Raw genomic sequence first — 13,451 nt, forward strand, 5'->3', positions numbered from 1 at the left:
TAATTAACGACGACCTTCAGCAATGGCGGTTACGGCCTGCAGTTCTGCGGCTTCCTGCTCTTGCTGCTCCTGGCGCTCACGCACGTCGAGGATCTGGTTGTTGATCAGACCTTCTTCGATTTCGCGAAGTGCAATAACGGTGGTTTTATCGTTTTCTTCCGGTACCAGCGGATCTTTACCGCCCACCTGCATCTGACGAGCGCGACGCGCGGCGACCAGCACCAGGTCAAAACGGTTACCAATTTTCTCTACAGCGTCCTGAACAGTTACGCGTGCCATACTTAAAATGCTCCACAGGTGAAGAAATGACTGGGCATGATACTGAAAGTGGGTTCAGTCTGCCAACAGTTTGGTGATTAATGCGTCATGTCGCTGCTTCTGGCGGCTCATACGCAGTCGTTCTGCGCGAAGAATGGTTTTGAGATCGCTCAGCGCGGCATCAAAATCATCATTCACAATAAGGTAATCATATTCCGCGTAATGGCTCATTTCTGCAACTGCCTGTTCCATACGCTTTGCGATGACTTCTTCACTGTCCTGACCGCGGCCACGCAGGCGGCGATCCAGCTCATCCTTCGACGGCGGTAAAATAAAGATACTGCGCGAGTCAGGCATTTTCTTGCGAATTTGCTGTGCGCCCTGCCAGTCGATGTCGAGGAACACATTCACGCCCGTCGCCAGAACCTGCTCAATGGTTTCACGCGAGGTGCCGTAGTAGTTACCAAACACTTCTGCGTGTTCAAGAAACGCATCTCTGCCGATCATCGCTCTGAACTCGTCGTGATCCACAAAGAAATAGTGTTCACCGTGCACTTCACCCGGACGCGGCGCTCGCGTGGTGTGAGAAACAGAAACCTGTGTGTCGTACAACGGTTGGGTTTTTAACAGTGCCTGAATAAGGCTGGATTTACCCGCGCCGCTAGGGGCAGAAACAATATAAAGCGTGCCTTGAGCCATGAGAGTCTTTTGTATGTGTTAACGAAGAAGTCCTACATACGGGCTTATTATACACGTCGCCGCTGTGTGACGTAGCCTTTGTCACACTTTTTCCCCTGGATTATTGAATTTTGCGTACCGTTTTCAGGTTTTACCTGCGGTTTGCAGCAATAAAAATTAACGCTGGATAGCGCCTCGCAACGTGAAAGGTTGCTATTAGCGTCGTTTCTCACGTCAGGTTATACCTCCTGCATTGCAAAGGAGGGATAGCGATGTGGCGGTGGATAAGCGGGTTAATGCTGTTGTGGTGTGGTTACGGGGCGGCGGTGTGCCCGGTGTGGTCACAGGCAAAAGCCGAAAAAGAGATTGCGTCATTAAGTGCACAAATCAAACGCTGGGATGAAGCTTACTGGAAGCTGGGGGTGAGCGAGGTCAGTGACGAAGTGTATGACCAGCTCAACGGCCGTTTAACCCAGTGGCAGCGCTGTTTCGGCAACGATTTTGCTGAGAGCGCCCTTCCTGCGCTGGAGGGAAACGTAAAACATCCTGTTGCCCATACGGGGGTACGTAAAGCAGCCAGCAAAGAAGCGCTGGGTCACTGGATGCACGGCCGGAAAAATCTCTGGATGCAGCCAAAAGTTGATGGCGTGGCGGTGACGCTGGTGTATCGCAACGGAAAGCTAGCGCGGGCCATCAGCCGTGGTAATGGGCTAAAAGGCGAGGACTGGACGGCCCGCGTGCGTTTGATCCCGTCCGTGCCCAAGGAGGTATCCGGCACGCTTGCAAACAGCGTCTTACAGGGGGAGCTTTTCTGGCTACGCGAAAACCACGTCCAGCGGCAGATGGGCGGAATGAATGCTCGCGCAAAAGTGGCGGGCGCGATGATGCGACAAAAGGACAACGCGCTTTTGAGCCAGACAGGAATATTTATCTGGGCCTGGCCGGATGGACCGAAGGGAATGGAAAACAGGCTGTCTGAGCTGTCCAGCGCAGGCTTTTCCCTGACGGCGCGCTATACGTTGCCCGTACAAGCGGTTGATTCTGTTGAAAAACAGCGTTTGGCCTGGCAAAACACGGCATTGCCCTTTGCCACGGATGGCATAGTGGTTCGGTCTGCGGAGCCACCTACAGGGGAGAGTTGGCTGCCCGGCGAAGGCAACTGGATTATCGCGTGGAAATATTCGCCTGCGGCACAGGTGGCAGAGGTCAGGAATATTCTTTTTTCCGTGGGGCGCACGGGCAAAATTTCTGTCGTGGCGGCACTTGAGCCTGTGCAGTTGGACGATAAACGGGTGCAGCGCGTGAGTCTCGGTTCGGTTGGACGCTGGCAGAGGCTGGATATTGCCCCGGGCGATCAGATCCAGGTCAGCCTGGCAGGGCAGGGTATCCCCCGGTTTGATAAGGTGGTCTGGCGAGGGGCGGACAGACAAAAACCAGAGCCTCCGGCCTCGCGTTATCACTCCCTGAGTTGCTTTTATGCCTCGCCGGAGTGTATGGAACAGTTCTTTGCCCGGCTGACGTGGCTCAGTTCAAAGCAGGTATTCAACATTGAAGGATTAGGTGAGTCAGGCTGGCGCACACTCTGGCAGGCGCATCATTTTGAACATCTCTTTTCGTGGCTGCTATTAACGCAGGAGCAACTGCAGTCGACGCCGGGATTCTCTGCCGCACGCGGGCTGGCGCTCTGGCATCGCTTTAATCAGGTGCATGAGCAGCCTTTTATCCGCTGGATTATGGCGCTGGGTGTTCCGCTGCCACAGGCCTCGCTGAAGGCGTTGGAAGATGTGTCGTGGCAGAAGATGAGCGAACGCAGTGAAAAGGCCTGGCAGGCCTTGCCGGGTACGGGAGCGGAGAAGGCGCGGCAAATCGTTGCCTGGCTGCACGCGCCAGAGATCGATGTGCTGGTCAGGTGGCTTGCTCAGCAGCACATCAATGGGTTCTGAGATCAGTGGGCGCTGTGCTTATAGTGAAACACGGGCAATCCGAGCTTCAGACGCAGCGCCAGCATGCGGGCCGTAAAGCCAAACAGCAGCGTGGAGATGACCACCACGTCGTGGTTTGAAACGTAATGCTGCAGGGCAATGTAGAGCACCGCTGCGGCGAAGGAGATGCCGGCATACAGCTCTTTTTGAAAGACCAGAGGAATGCGCTTGCAGAACATATCGCGCAGCACGCCGCCGAATACGCCCGTGACCACGGCGGCAATGGTAGCGATAACCGGACCTTCCCCCATATCGAGCGCGATTTGCGCGCCGATGATAGAAAAGACGATCAGCCCCAGTGCATCAAGCACCAGGAACAGGCGGCGAAGGTGCGGCATAACGGGTGCCACGATGGTGGTTAATACGGCGGCCGTTGCGACGATAATCACATACTCAGGATGTTTCACCCAGCCGAGCGGGTAATGGCCAAGCAGGATATCGCGCACGGAACCGCCGCCCAGCGCGGTTGCAGTGGCAATAATGATCACGCCGAAGGTGTCCATCCGGCGACGCCCGGCGGCGAGAGCGCCAGTCATGGCTTCAGCGGTGATACCAATAAGATAAAGAATGTGAAGCAGCATATACCCTCCGGTGTGAACGCGGAAAGGTTAGCGATTTGTGCGCAAGATCACGATTGAGATTTTCTAAGGCGATTGGGTTTCACCTATAAAATTTAATCAATGCATGTTGAATATCTTTGATACTTGGCTGCTGAATTAGAAAAGAGGTGGAAATTCGGATTAGAAATAATAATGGATGGCGTCAGCCGACGCCATCCAAAAAGCGATTACTCAATATTCTGGATCTGCTCGCGCATCTGCTCAATCAGAACCTTGAGTTCAATCGCTGAGTTGGTCACTTCAGCGTTGATAGACTTAGACGCCAAAGTGTTCGACTCGCGGTTGAACTCCTGCATCATAAAGTCCAGGCGGCGGCCCACCGCTTCCTTCTTCTTCAGAATGTTGTAGGTCTCTTTAACATGCGCTTCCAGACGATCCAGCTCTTCAGCAACATCGATACGCTGCGCCATCAGCACCAGCTCTTGTTCCAGACGGGTGTTTTCCAGCTGAACTTCCGCTTCTTCCAGCTTGGCGACCAGGCGCTCGCGCTGCCACTGCAGCACTTCCGGCATGTGGGTGCGGACTTTGGCTACTTCAGCGCTGACGCCTTCAAGGCGCTGCTCAATCATCGCTTTTAGCGCCTGACCTTCAGTTTCGCGGGCAACGATAAAGTCATCCAGCGTGCCGTCGAGGGCTGCCAGAATTTCTGCTGCAATCGCGTCCAGATCCTGCTCGCCGGCGGCCATGACGCCAGGCCAGCGCAGAATATCAACGGGGTTGATTTCGCCTTCATCGCTCTGCATTTTGACCCAGTTCGCCGCATTCACGAGCTGTTTTGCCAGCTTCTCGTTGAGGATCAGTTCGCCCTGTGCGCTGGCATCGGGCTCAAAGCGCAGGTTGCATTCCACTTTCCCGCGGGTCAGACGCGTACGGATACGCTCGCGCACTACAGGTTCAAGGCTGCGGAACTGTTCCGGCATACGGAAATATGTTTCCAGATAGCGCTGGTTTACCGAACGCATTTCCCAGGTAGCGCTACCCCAGCTACCCTTGATTTCACGCCGGGCGTAGGCGGTCATACTGCGGATCATAGACATTCCCGTTTTTAAAGGAGAGATGGGGGGGATTATAGCTTTCGGGGGCTTCTCAGGATAGGAATAAGCGTCCTTTATCCGTATAATGCGCAGCCACATTCGTTTCAAGCCGGAGAATCCATCATGCGTCCATCAGGTCGTAGCGCCAATCAGGTGCGTCCCGTCACCCTGACCCGTAACTATACAAAACACGCTGAAGGCTCCGTGCTGGTTGAGTTTGGTGACACCAAAGTGCTTTGCACCGCGTCCATCGAAGAAGGTGTTCCGCGCTTTCTGAAAGGTCAGGGCCAGGGTTGGATCACCGCCGAGTACGGCATGCTGCCGCGCGCGACCCATACCCGTAACGCCCGTGAAGCGGCAAAGGGTAAGCAGGGTGGACGTACCATGGAAATCCAGCGCCTGATCGCACGTGCGCTGCGCGCCGCCGTTGACCTGAAAATCCTCGGTGAATTCACTATTACCCTGGACTGCGACGTGATTCAGGCAGATGGCGGCACGCGTACCGCGTCCATTACCGGTGCCTGTGTGGCGCTGGCCGATGCCCTGAACAAGCTGGTTGCAGCCGGTAAGCTGAAAACCAACCCTATGAAAGGGATGGTCGCGGCGGTTTCCGTGGGGATCGTTAATGGTGAAGCGCTTTGCGATCTGGAATATGTTGAAGATTCTGCCGCCGAGACCGACATGAACGTGGTGATGACCGAAGATGGTCGCATCATTGAGGTGCAGGGGACGGCGGAAGGTGAGCCGTTCACCCATGAAGAACTTCTCTCCCTGCTGGCGTTGGCCCGAGGGGGAATCGAATCCATTGTAACGACGCAAAAAGCGGCGTTAGAAAATTGATTTTAAAGGCGACCAATGAGTCGCCTTTTTTTTGCCTGTAAGACAGAAAAAACCAAAGGAGCGAATCCATGAAATCGTATCAGCGCCAGTTTATTGAGTTTGCAATTAATAAACAGGTACTTAAGTTTGGCGAATTTACGCTGAAATCCGGGCGTAAGAGCCCGTATTTCTTCAACGCCGGGCTGTTTAATACCGGGCGCGATCTGGCACTGTTAGGCCGCTTCTATGCCGAAGCGCTGGTGGATTCCGGGATTGATTTCGACCTGCTGTTTGGCCCTGCGTACAAGGGCATTCCGATTGCAACTACCACGGCGGTGGCGCTGGCGGAGCACCATGACCGTGATGTGCCGTACTGCTTTAACCGCAAAGAGGCCAAAACCCACGGTGAAGGCGGTAATCTTGTGGGCAGCGCGCTGCAGGGCCGCGTGATGCTGGTCGACGACGTGATTACCGCAGGCACCGCGATCCGTGAATCTATGGAGATTATCCAGGCCAACGGTGCGACGCTGGCTGGCGTGCTGATTTCTCTTGATCGTCAGGAGCGTGGTCGCGGCGATATCTCTGCTATCCAGGAAGTAGAGCGTGATTACAGCTGCAAAGTGACCTCTATCATCACTCTGAAAGACCTGATTGCGTATCTGGAAGAGAAGCCAGAGATGGCGGATCACCTGGCGGCGGTGCGGGCGTATCGCGAAGAGTTTGGTGTGTAATTGAATTGCCCGGCGGCGCTACGCTTACCGGGCCTGCGGTGCTACTGCAGCTGCGCTGCCACTAACGGCCAGCGGGCGTCAAAATCGTCCGTTGGTCGGTATTTGAATTCGCTGCGCACAAAGCGGGAGAGCATGCCTTCACAAAACGCCAGAATCTGGCTTGCCAGCAATGTCTCATCCGTATTGTATCCTTCGCCTTCACGCATTTTCTTCTCGCGCAGCACCTGGCGCAGCTGCGCTTCAATACGCTCAAAAAGCTGATTGATGCGGCCCTGCAGCCTGTCCTGCTCAAACATCAGCGCGTGGCCGGTCAGGATACGGGTTAAACCCGGATTGCGCTCCCCAAAGCCCAGTATTAACAGCACAATCAGACGAAGACGCGCGGTGGTATCTTTTTCATCTTTCAGAATCAGGTTAATGCGCGTGATCAGACTGTCTTCAATAAACTCGATCAGGCTGTCGAACATTTTTGTTTTGCTGGGGAAATGACGATACAGCGCCGCCTCAGACACGCCCACAGAGGCGGCCAGTTTGGCGGTGGTGATGCGTTGACTGCCATCGCTGGATTCAAGCATCAGAGCCAGAGATTGAAGTATTTCTTCGCGACGATTCCTTTTCGCGGTTTGTTTTTCTGCCATGTTACAAAATACCCCTGAAAATAAGCACTTGCCAGGCTGGCATCCACACAGCGACCGCAAACTGACGTTTGCGGTTTGTTATTGCGTTATGGCGCTGCGAGATACGTGTGTCGGGCGGTTATTTGCGCCCGGAATGGCCGAAGCCGCCTTCGCCACGGTCGGTGGCATCAAAATCTGCCACCAGGTTAAATTCTGCCTGTACCACCGGTACAAAAACCATCTGCGCGATACGCTCGCCCGGTTCAATGGTGAAGCTGTCCTGACCACGGTTCCAGACGGACACCATCAGCTGGCCCTGGTAGTCGGAGTCGATCAGGCCGACCAGGTTACCCAGCACTACGCCGTGCTTATGGCCCAGACCCGAGCGCGGCAGGATCACTGCCGCCAGAGACGGGTCTGCAATGTGGATCGCCAGGCCAGTCGGGAGCAGGGTAGTGGCACCGGGAGCCAGTTCTACGGCGTCATCGAGACAGGCGCGCAGGTCAAGTCCGGCAGAGCCGGAGGTGGCATAGGTTGGCAGCGGGAATTGCTCGCCAACACGCGGGTCCAGAATCTTAACGTCGATTTTTTTCATCATAACGGGTAACGATCTCGTCCAGTAATTGTTGGCCCAGGAGTTCCTTGCGCTCAAGCGGTAAGATTTTATCTCCATCCTGCCAGAAAAGGTGCAGTGCGTTGCTGTCGCTATTAAATCCTTGCGTGGCCAGCGATACGTCGTTCGCGCAAATTAAATCGAGGTTTTTGCGGGTACGTTTTTGCCGGGCATATTCTTCCACATTATTCGTTTCTGCGGCAAATCCAACAACGTAAGGACGATGGCTTTTTAATGCGGCGACACCGGCAACAATGTCCGGGTTTTTCACCATTTTCAGTGTTAATTCATCGCCTTGCTTTTTGATTTTAGACTCGGCGATGGTCTCGGCGCGATAGTCTGCCACGGCCGCACAGCCGATAAAAATCTGCTGGCGTTGCGCATGAGCCTGCACGGCGGCTTCCATCTCCAGCGCGGTGGTAACATTAATACGCTGTACAAAAGGTGGCGTAGGTAACGAGACCGGGCCGCTGACCAGCGTGACGTTAGCACCGCGTTTTGCCGCTGCGGCAGCAATCGCAAAGCCCATTTTGCCGGAGCTGTGGTTGGTGATGTAACGCACCGGGTCCAGCGGCTCGCGCGTCGGGCCCGCGGTAATCATGATGTTGAGATGTTGCAGGTCGTTGACAGGTGAAAAATGGGCGGCGGCCATATCCACAATCGTCAACGGGTCGAGCATACGCCCCGGGCCAACGTCGCCGCAGGCCTGGCTGCCGCTGTCCGGGCCCCAGACAAGCAGGCCGCGCGAAGCCAGCGTCTCCAGATTATGCTGGGTGGCGGCATTGCGGTACATCTGCTGGTTCATGGCGGGCACAACGGCGACGGGTGCAGGCGTCGCGAGGCAAATGGTCGAAACCAGATCGTTCGCCATACCGGCCGCCACGCGGGCAATTAAATCTGCCGTGGCAGGGGCAAGAATCACCAGATCGGCCCATTTCCCAAGCTCAATATGCCCCATCGCGGCTTCGGCGGCCGGATCGAGCAGGCTGTCAGATACCGGGTATCCTGAAACCGCCTGCAGGCTCAGAGGGGTGATAAAGGCTTTACCGCCTTCGGTTATCGCGACCCGCACGTCCGCCCCGCGCTCGCGCAGACGACGCACCAGCTCAGGCGCTTTATAGGCAGCAATGCCGCCGCTCACGCCAAGAACGATTTTTTTACCGGCCAGGCTCATCATGATTCTTTCCTGTTGGGTTTCACCAGAGAGCGGGCATTTTACCACAATCCCAAATAGGGGGGTGATGAAGTCCTTTATGCACTTTGCGAGGCGCTACGCAAGAACGAAACCTCAGCGTCGAGCCCCGGATTTGCCTGTGGCAGCATAATGGCAAACAGAAGGAGGCCAGGCATGGAAGAGACTGAACTGCTGCTACCGCGCGAAAAAATGCTGCGTCATGGCATCGCGTTATTAAAAGACGAGGAACTGCTGGCGCTCTTTTTACGTACAGGTACGAAGGGAAAAACGGTATTTACGCTGGCGAAAAATCTGATAGACCATTTTGGTTCACTACATGGTTTGCTGACAGCCGAACTGGAGGCGTTTACGCACGTAGAAGGCATTGGCGTCGCGAAGTATGCCCAGTTACGGGGTATTGCTGAACTTGCCCGGCGATTTTATAACGTACAGATGGAGGAGCAAGATCCGATCCTTACCCCTGACATGACCCGCGAATTTTTGCAAAGCCAGCTATCCGGTCTGGAGCGGGAGATCTTTATGGTGATCTTTCTCGACAACAGGAACCGGGTACTGAAGCACAGCCGCCTGTTTTCGGGTACACTGAGCCACGTTGAGGTACATCCGCGTGAAATTGTGCGTGAAGCGATAAAAGTGAATGCAGCGGGGGTGATCCTCGCGCATAATCACCCCTCTGGCTGTGCAGAACCGAGCAGAGCTGACAAAGAAATCACCGAACGCATTATCAAATGCTGTCAATTCATGGACATTCGTGTTCTGGACCATCTGATAATTGGCCGCGGAGAGTACATTTCTTTTGCAGAACATGGCTGGATTTAGGCTATTTCTCGCGATCCATCGGGATCTTTGTCTGTTCGGGACTTGAGCACACCGCCGAGTCAGCGTATACTACGCCACCTTTGAGAATCTCGGGTTTGGCATTTGGGCCTGGCAATCGAGAGTTCACTTAGAACTACGCGATGACCGGGCTGTAAAGCCTGACGAGGCGCCGATACCCCATACGAAGCTCGAGCTAATTTGATTTTTGGAGAATAGACATGTCCCGAGTCTGCCAAGTTACTGGCAAGCGTCCGGTGACCGGTAACAACCGTTCCCACGCACTGAACGCGACTAAACGCCGTTTCCTGCCGAACCTGCACTCTCACCGTTTCTGGGTTGAGAGCGAGAAGCGTTTTGTCACCCTGCGTGTATCTGCTAAAGGTATGCGTGTAATCGATAAGAAAGGCATCGATACAGTTCTGTCTGAACTGCGTGCCCGTGGCGAAAAGTACTAAGTACTTAAAGAGGAAATAAATCATGGCTAAAGGTATTCGCGAGAAAATCAAGCTGGTTTCTTCTGCTGGTACAGGTCACTTCTACACCACCACGAAGAACAAACGTACTAAGCCGGAAAAACTGGAACTGAAAAAATTCGATCCAGTTGTACGCCAGCACGTACTGTACAAAGAAGCTAAAATCAAATAATTTTAGCCTCCTTGTATTGAAAAACCCCGCAACTGCGGGGTTTTTTGCATTCTGCATCTCAACGGAGGAACCATGCCTGAATTACCTGAGGTAGAGACCAGCCGTCGCGGCATTGAGCCCCATCTGGTCGGCGCGACTATTCTTCATGCCGTCGTTCGTAATGGACGACTGCGCTGGCCGGTGTCCGATGAGATCCACGCGTTAAGCGACAAACCCGTCCTTAGCGTGCAGCGCCGCGCGAAATACCTGCTGCTGGAGCTGCCTGACGGCTGGATCATTATCCATCTTGGGATGTCCGGGAGCCTGCGCATCCTGACCGAAGAACTGCCTGCGGAAAAACACGATCACGTTGACCTGGTAATGAGCAACGGCAAAGTGCTCCGCTACACCGATCCGCGGCGCTTTGGCGCGTGGCTGTGGACGAAGGAGCTGGAAGGACACAACGTGCTGGCGCATCTGGGCCCTGAGCCGCTTTCAGACGCGTTTAATGCGGACTACCTGAAAGAGAAGTGCGCGAAGAAAAAGACTCCGATCAAGCCCTGGCTGATGGATAATAAGCTGGTGGTCGGCGTGGGGAATATTTACGCCAGTGAATCGCTGTTCGCGGCCGGGATCCATCCCGATCGGCTGGCCTCGTCGCTGTCCGCGCAGGAGTGTGAGCTGCTGGTTCGGGTCATTAAAGCAGTGCTGCTGCGCTCGATTGAGCAAGGTGGGACCACCCTGAAGGATTTTCTGCAGAGCGACGGTAAACCAGGCTATTTTGCCCAGGAGCTGCAGGTGTATGGCCGTAAGGGCGAGCCATGCAGGGCATGCGGGACGCCGATTATTGCCACGAAGCACGCCCAACGCGCCACGTTCTACTGCCGCCAGTGTCAGAAATAGAACTACTTTAGCTTTTCCATCAGCGCCAGGTGGACGTTATCCGGCAGGAAATGGGTAACGTCCCCGTGATGGCGCGCCACCTCTTTTACCAGCGTGGACGAGATAAACGACCACTCTTTTGACGGCATCAGGAATACGCTTTCCAGCTCCGGCATCAGGTGGCGGTTCATGTGCGCCAGCTGCATCTCATACTCGAAGTCTGCCACCGCGCGCAGGCCACGAATCAGAATATTGGCCTGCTGGGCGCGGGCGAAGTTCGCCATCAGATCGCTGAACCCGACAACTTCAACATTCGGCAGGTGCGAAATGGCGTCGGTGGCAAGTTGCACGCGCTCGTTGAGATCAAACATCGGCTTTTTGCTGGGGCTGGCGGCAATCGCCAGGATCACCTTGTCGAACATGCACGCTGCACGGGTAATGATGTCAAGATGACCGTTAGTGATCGGATCGAAGGTACCCGGATAAATCGCTTTTGTGCTCATGGCTCACGTTTTCTCTGAGTAGCCGCGGCAGAGCGCCCACAGCTCGGTGTATTTGTTGAAAGTATACTGAGCATTCACTACCGCCAGTAACCAGCCCTGCTTACCATCCAGCACGCCGCCGCGCAGCAGCAGCGTTTTCAGAAACGCGCCCAGCGTGTGGGTGAAGATTCCTGTCAACGAGGCCTTCTTGCCGCGCTGATGGCGTTCCTGCGCCCATGCGGTGGCATAGTTGAGCTGCTTTTGCTGGAAGCTGGCGAAATCACGGCAGGTCAGATGCAGCAAATCACCCGTCAGGGGGATGACCTGTGCGCCGTCGCAGGCCAGTGACTCATGGACAAGATTGTCGTTGTACTGAAAGCACCCGCGCTCGTAGAGGCGCATTACGCGATCCGGATACCAGCCGCTGTGGCGCATGAAGCGGCCAAGGAAGTAGTTGCGACGCGCGATGCTGTATACAGCGCCAGGCTGGGGTGAGGAAAGCACCGCCTGAATGGCCTGCTGGAGTTCCGGGGTGACGCGCTCGTCGGTGTCGATCATCAGCACATAATCGCCCGTGGCGTGACCCTGCGCGCGCTGGCGCTGAATGCCGTAGCCCTGCCAGTCGGTATCGGTAAAGACTTTTGCGCCCGCAGCCCGGGCGATGTCCACCGTGTTGTCCGTGCTTCCGGAGTCGAGGATAACAATTTCGTCAGCCCAGGCGACGGAGGCCAGGCAGTCCGGAAGCAGGTCGGCGGCGTTTTTGGCGATCATGACGACCGACAGACGCGTAGACATTAGTGGCTCCGCTGAGGCAGATAAGGTTGCAGAAGCTGCAGCAGACGGGTGAGTGCGCCCTGGTTCTGGTGCAGCACTTCGACGGCGTGGCGACCGTACCACAGGCGGTAATCTTCATCCGTCAGAAGGGTCGATACTTCTTTGACGACCGAGTCCGCATCGGTCACGGTAATTAAACCATCGGCCTGCTGCAATTTAGCGCAGATATCTTTGAAGTTAAACGTGTGTGGACCCATCAGCACAGGAATGGCGTGGGCTGCCGGCTCCAGCGGGTTATGGCCTCCGCGCTCCACCAGGCTGCCGCCAACAAAGGCGAGGTCAGCAATGCCGTAGAGCAGCATCAGTTCGCCCATCGTATCGCCAATCACCACCTGGGTACTGCCGGAAGGGATCTCTCCGCTGCTGCGCAGGGTGAAGCTGAAGCCGCCTTTCTGCACCATTTCACGGGCATCTTTAAAACGTTCGGGGTGACGAGGCACCAGAATCAGCAGTAGGTCCGGGAAGGTTTCCAGCAGCTTACGGTGCGCCTGCAGGATAATCGCCTCTTCGCCCTCATGAGTACTGGTCGCTATCCAGACCTGGCGACGCGGAGCCCACTGGCGGCGCAGCGTGATGGCGCGGGCGGCCAGTTCAGGGGTAACGGAAATATCGAATTTCAGGCTGCCGGTCACGGCAAGCTGGTTGCGCTTCAGGCCCAGGGAGATAAAGCGCGCCGCGTCTTCTTCGTTCTGCGCGGCAATCAGCGTGATTTTGCTCAACAGGCGGCGCATAAATTTGCCCAGCTTGCCGTAGCCTTTCGCCGAGCGCTCTGACAGGCGCGCGTTGGCAATCACCAGCGGAATTTTACGGGCGTGCAGAGCGGAAATCATGTTCGGCCACAGCTCGGTTTCCATCACGATCACCAGCTTCGGGCGAACGGTGTTCAGGAAACGATTCATAGCGCAGGGCAGATCGTAAGGGAGGTAGACGTGATGAACGTCTTTGCCAAACGCGGATAACGCGCGCTCTGAGCCGGTTGGCGTCATGGTGGTGACGGTAATCGGCAGAGACGGGTAGCGGTGGCGCAGAGCGCGAACCAGCGGGATCGCCGCCAGCGTTTCACCGACAGAAACGGAATGCAGCAAAATACCGTCCGGGGCGACTTTATTGCGGCAAAAGCCATAGCGTTCAGCCCAGCGTTTACGATACGCAGGCGCTTTACGGCTACGAAGCAACAGTCTCAGCCACACCAGTGGCTGAATGATATAGAGCAGGGCGGTATACAACAATTCCAAGCGATTATCCGTCTTTTTAGTTTCGGCG

At 55.5% G+C, this 13,451-nt stretch carries 17 protein-coding genes; 7 read left to right on the plus strand and 10 right to left on the minus strand.

The window, feature by feature from the left end; genetic code table 11:
• Positions 1–3: 3 nt before the first annotated feature.
• Both rpoZ and gmk read right to left on the minus strand, forming a co-directional pair.
• A complete protein-coding gene (gene rpoZ / locus APT89_RS07380) occupies positions 4–279 on the minus strand; it encodes a DNA-directed RNA polymerase subunit omega (protein ID WP_000135058.1) in 276 nt (91 codons plus the stop codon).
• 54 nt (positions 280–333) lie between these two features.
• A complete protein-coding gene (gene gmk, locus APT89_RS07385) occupies positions 334–957 on the minus strand; it encodes a guanylate kinase (RefSeq protein ID WP_010426438.1) in 624 nt (207 codons plus the stop codon).
• 251 nt (positions 958–1,208) lie between these two features.
• Here gmk and ligB point away from each other — a divergent pair, with 251 nt between their 5' ends.
• Entirely contained in the window at positions 1,209–2,879 is a 1,671-nt protein-coding gene (ligB, locus tag APT89_RS07390; protein WP_060571995.1) for an NAD-dependent DNA ligase LigB, read from the plus strand.
• Positions 2,880–2,881: 2 nt separating this feature from the next.
• On the opposite strand, the gene APT89_RS07395 is transcribed toward ligB, so the two are convergent.
• Positions 2,882–3,499 carry a trimeric intracellular cation channel family protein gene (locus APT89_RS07395; RefSeq protein WP_023334014.1) on the minus strand — a complete coding sequence of 206 codons (618 nt, stop codon included), beginning with the start codon at positions 3,497–3,499 and terminating at the stop codon, positions 2,882–2,884.
• Between the two features lie 206 nt (positions 3,500–3,705).
• A complete protein-coding gene (locus APT89_RS07400; protein WP_008502687.1) occupies positions 3,706–4,569 on the minus strand; it encodes a YicC/YloC family endoribonuclease in 864 nt (287 codons plus the stop codon).
• A 126-nt stretch (positions 4,570–4,695) separates the two neighbouring features.
• Between APT89_RS07400 and rph the strand changes: the two genes are divergently transcribed.
• Both rph and pyrE read left to right on the plus strand, forming a co-directional pair.
• Positions 4,696–5,412 carry a ribonuclease PH gene (gene rph / locus APT89_RS07405; RefSeq protein WP_010426431.1) on the plus strand — a complete coding sequence of 239 codons (717 nt, stop codon included), beginning with the start codon at positions 4,696–4,698 and terminating at the stop codon, positions 5,410–5,412.
• 68 nt (positions 5,413–5,480) lie between these two features.
• Positions 5,481–6,122, plus strand: coding sequence for an orotate phosphoribosyltransferase (gene pyrE / locus APT89_RS07410; protein WP_041911672.1), 642 nt, complete (start codon positions 5,481–5,483; stop codon positions 6,120–6,122).
• Between the two features lie 41 nt (positions 6,123–6,163).
• On the opposite strand, the gene slmA is transcribed toward pyrE, so the two are convergent.
• The 3 genes from slmA to coaBC form a co-directional block, all read right to left on the minus strand.
• Positions 6,164–6,760, minus strand: a complete 597-nt coding sequence (slmA, locus tag APT89_RS07415) for a nucleoid occlusion factor SlmA (RefSeq protein ID WP_028015015.1) — start codon at positions 6,758–6,760, stop codon at positions 6,164–6,166.
• Positions 6,761–6,878: 118 nt separating this feature from the next.
• Complete coding sequence (gene dut / locus APT89_RS07420) at positions 6,879–7,337, minus strand: dUTP diphosphatase (RefSeq protein ID WP_060571996.1); 459 nt, start codon at positions 7,335–7,337, stop codon at positions 6,879–6,881.
• Positions 7,315–8,526 (minus strand): bifunctional phosphopantothenoylcysteine decarboxylase/phosphopantothenate--cysteine ligase CoaBC, encoded by a 1,212-nt coding sequence (coaBC, locus tag APT89_RS07425; protein WP_028015016.1) that lies wholly within the window; start codon positions 8,524–8,526, stop codon positions 7,315–7,317. The genes dut and coaBC overlap by 23 nt, the downstream gene beginning before the upstream one ends.
• Positions 8,527–8,700: 174 nt before the next feature.
• Here coaBC and radC point away from each other — a divergent pair, with 174 nt between their 5' ends.
• From radC to mutM, 4 genes are all read left to right on the plus strand, one after another.
• Entirely contained in the window at positions 8,701–9,366 is a 666-nt protein-coding gene (gene radC / locus APT89_RS07430) for a RadC family protein (protein ID WP_059353792.1), read from the plus strand.
• Between the two features lie 218 nt (positions 9,367–9,584).
• Positions 9,585–9,821 carry a 50S ribosomal protein L28 gene (gene rpmB / locus APT89_RS07435; protein ID WP_002436699.1) on the plus strand — a complete coding sequence of 79 codons (237 nt, stop codon included), beginning with the start codon at positions 9,585–9,587 and terminating at the stop codon, positions 9,819–9,821.
• 22 nt (positions 9,822–9,843) lie between these two features.
• On the plus strand, positions 9,844–10,011 hold the full coding sequence (gene rpmG, locus APT89_RS07440) for a 50S ribosomal protein L33 (RefSeq protein ID WP_003024094.1): 168 nt from the start codon (positions 9,844–9,846) through the stop codon (positions 10,009–10,011).
• A 72-nt stretch (positions 10,012–10,083) separates the two neighbouring features.
• Positions 10,084–10,893: a bifunctional DNA-formamidopyrimidine glycosylase/DNA-(apurinic or apyrimidinic site) lyase gene (gene mutM / locus APT89_RS07445; RefSeq protein WP_028015018.1), complete on the plus strand. Its 810-nt coding sequence runs from the start codon at positions 10,084–10,086 to the stop codon at positions 10,891–10,893.
• A gap of 2 nt (positions 10,894–10,895) precedes the next feature.
• Here the strand turns inward: mutM and coaD are convergent, their stop codons facing one another.
• Genes coaD through waaA form a run of 3 tightly spaced genes read right to left on the minus strand, consistent with a single transcriptional unit; the run spans position 10,896 to position 13,423 of the window.
• Positions 10,896–11,375, minus strand: coding sequence for a pantetheine-phosphate adenylyltransferase (coaD, locus tag APT89_RS07450; RefSeq protein ID WP_045260067.1), 480 nt, complete (start codon positions 11,373–11,375; stop codon positions 10,896–10,898).
• 3 nt (positions 11,376–11,378) lie between these two features.
• A complete protein-coding gene (locus APT89_RS07455) occupies positions 11,379–12,149 on the minus strand; it encodes a glycosyltransferase family 2 protein (RefSeq protein WP_060571997.1) in 771 nt (256 codons plus the stop codon).
• Positions 12,149–13,423 (minus strand): lipid IV(A) 3-deoxy-D-manno-octulosonic acid transferase, encoded by a 1,275-nt coding sequence (waaA, locus tag APT89_RS07460; protein WP_028015020.1) that lies wholly within the window; start codon positions 13,421–13,423, stop codon positions 12,149–12,151. The genes APT89_RS07455 and waaA overlap by 1 nt, the downstream gene beginning before the upstream one ends.
• Positions 13,424–13,451: the final 28 nt, after the last annotated feature.

This window comes from Enterobacter sp. 50588862 (assembly GCF_001462935.1).
Classification (GTDB): domain Bacteria; phylum Pseudomonadota; class Gammaproteobacteria; order Enterobacterales; family Enterobacteriaceae; genus Enterobacter; species Enterobacter bugandensis.

What these genes read in the sequence shown, in the direction of transcription:
- APT89_RS07400 (WP_008502687.1), bottom strand. Translation starts at nt 4,569, where the DNA reads ATGATCCGCAGTATGACCGCCTACGCCCGGCGTGAAATCAAGGGTAGC.
- slmA (WP_028015015.1), bottom strand. Translation starts at nt 6,760, where the DNA reads ATGGCAGAAAAACAAACCGCGAAAAGGAATCGTCGCGAAGAAATACTT.
- coaD (WP_045260067.1), bottom strand. Translation starts at nt 11,375, where the DNA reads ATGAGCACAAAAGCGATTTATCCGGGTACCTTCGATCCGATCACTAAC.
- coaBC (WP_028015016.1), bottom strand. Translation starts at nt 8,526, where the DNA reads ATGAGCCTGGCCGGTAAAAAAATCGTTCTTGGCGTGAGCGGCGGCATT.
- rpmB (WP_002436699.1), top strand. Translation starts at nt 9,585, where the DNA reads ATGTCCCGAGTCTGCCAAGTTACTGGCAAGCGTCCGGTGACCGGTAAC.
- dut (WP_060571996.1), bottom strand. Translation starts at nt 7,337, where the DNA reads ATGATGAAAAAAATCGACGTTAAGATTCTGGACCCGCGTGTTGGCGAG.
- rph (WP_010426431.1), top strand. Translation starts at nt 4,696, where the DNA reads ATGCGTCCATCAGGTCGTAGCGCCAATCAGGTGCGTCCCGTCACCCTG.
- mutM (WP_028015018.1), top strand. Translation starts at nt 10,084, where the DNA reads ATGCCTGAATTACCTGAGGTAGAGACCAGCCGTCGCGGCATTGAGCCC.
- gmk (WP_010426438.1), bottom strand. Translation starts at nt 957, where the DNA reads ATGGCTCAAGGCACGCTTTATATTGTTTCTGCCCCTAGCGGCGCGGGT.
- rpmG (WP_003024094.1), top strand. Translation starts at nt 9,844, where the DNA reads ATGGCTAAAGGTATTCGCGAGAAAATCAAGCTGGTTTCTTCTGCTGGT.
- rpoZ (WP_000135058.1), bottom strand. Translation starts at nt 279, where the DNA reads ATGGCACGCGTAACTGTTCAGGACGCTGTAGAGAAAATTGGTAACCGT.
- APT89_RS07395 (WP_023334014.1), bottom strand. Translation starts at nt 3,499, where the DNA reads ATGCTGCTTCACATTCTTTATCTTATTGGTATCACCGCTGAAGCCATG.
- radC (WP_059353792.1), top strand. Translation starts at nt 8,701, where the DNA reads ATGGAAGAGACTGAACTGCTGCTACCGCGCGAAAAAATGCTGCGTCAT.
- pyrE (WP_041911672.1), top strand. Translation starts at nt 5,481, where the DNA reads ATGAAATCGTATCAGCGCCAGTTTATTGAGTTTGCAATTAATAAACAG.
- APT89_RS07455 (WP_060571997.1), bottom strand. Translation starts at nt 12,149, where the DNA reads ATGTCTACGCGTCTGTCGGTCGTCATGATCGCCAAAAACGCCGCCGAC.
- ligB (WP_060571995.1), top strand. Translation starts at nt 1,209, where the DNA reads ATGTGGCGGTGGATAAGCGGGTTAATGCTGTTGTGGTGTGGTTACGGG.